We start from the raw sequence: 926 nt of genomic DNA on the forward strand, positions 1-926 counted from the left end.
CCGGCTGTCGCGATCGACAAGCGCCGTCTTCAATTCCTCTTCCAGCGCCTTCAGACGCTGTGATATCGCCGCGGGCGTGGCATGCAGCGCGGCGGCCGTGGCGCGGAAGTTGCGCAGCTTGGCCAGCGTGACGAACGTTTCGAGAAATCGCGTGTTCATGAGATTCGGCCGGCCGGGAGGCTGCCCAAAACCGGCAATGAGACGATGAAAATAAATGCAACGAACCTCGGGAAAACCCGCGAAGTTGTTAAGAAATTCTATACAAAGGCGCGTAGAAAAACTCGTTAGCGACAACATTTTTTTCTTTCTATGCTTCACCCATCCGATGCCGTCACGGTGTCTTTCCTTCCCGCCGGAACCGCCATGAACCACCCAGCCATGCCGAACGACTTGCTTGCGCAACGCGAAACCCTCACGCCCTTCGAATTCCGCCAGGCCGTGCGCAGCGCGCAGTTTCGTGGACCGACGGCCGGTTACTGCGGCGACTTCGCGCAAGCCAATCTGGCTATCCTGCCGGTGGCGCATGCCCATGATTTCCTGCGTTTTTGCCAGAGCAATCCGAAGGCATGTCCGCTGCTCGGCGTGGGCGAGCCGGGGCAATGGCATGTGCCGGCGCTGGGCCGCGAAGTGGACATCCGCACCGACGTGCCGGGCTACAACATCTACCGGGACGGCAAGCTTGCCGAACAGGTCGACAATCTGGCCGAGTACTGGCAGAGCGACTTCGTGGTGTTCGCGATCGGCTGTTCGTTCTCGTTCGAGGACATGCTCGCCAAGGCGGGCATACCGCTGCGTCACGTGGAAGAGGGGCGCAACGTGCCGATGTACCGCACGACCATCGCGAATCAGCGCGCCGGGAAGTTCGGCGGCGAACTGGTCGTATCGATGCGCCCGATGAAGGGCGCCGATGCCATTCGCGCCGTGCA

Annotated in this window: 2 protein-coding genes; one reads left to right on the forward strand and one right to left on the reverse strand. The window is 61.1% G+C overall.

What is annotated here, in order from left to right; translation table 11 throughout:
- A partial coding sequence (locus tag W930_RS29970) for a LysR family transcriptional regulator (protein ID WP_152552677.1) occupies nucleotides 1-159 on the reverse strand: 159 nt, incomplete at its 3' end.
- Nucleotides 160-378: 219 nt separating this feature from the next.
- Here W930_RS29970 and W930_RS0125335 point away from each other — a divergent pair.
- A partial coding sequence (locus W930_RS0125335) for a D-glutamate cyclase family protein (protein ID WP_036656637.1) occupies nucleotides 379-926 on the forward strand: 548 nt, incomplete at its 3' end.

The organism is Pandoraea sp. E26 (assembly GCF_000681415.1).
Classification (GTDB): Bacteria; Pseudomonadota; Gammaproteobacteria; order Burkholderiales; family Burkholderiaceae; genus Pandoraea; species Pandoraea pnomenusa.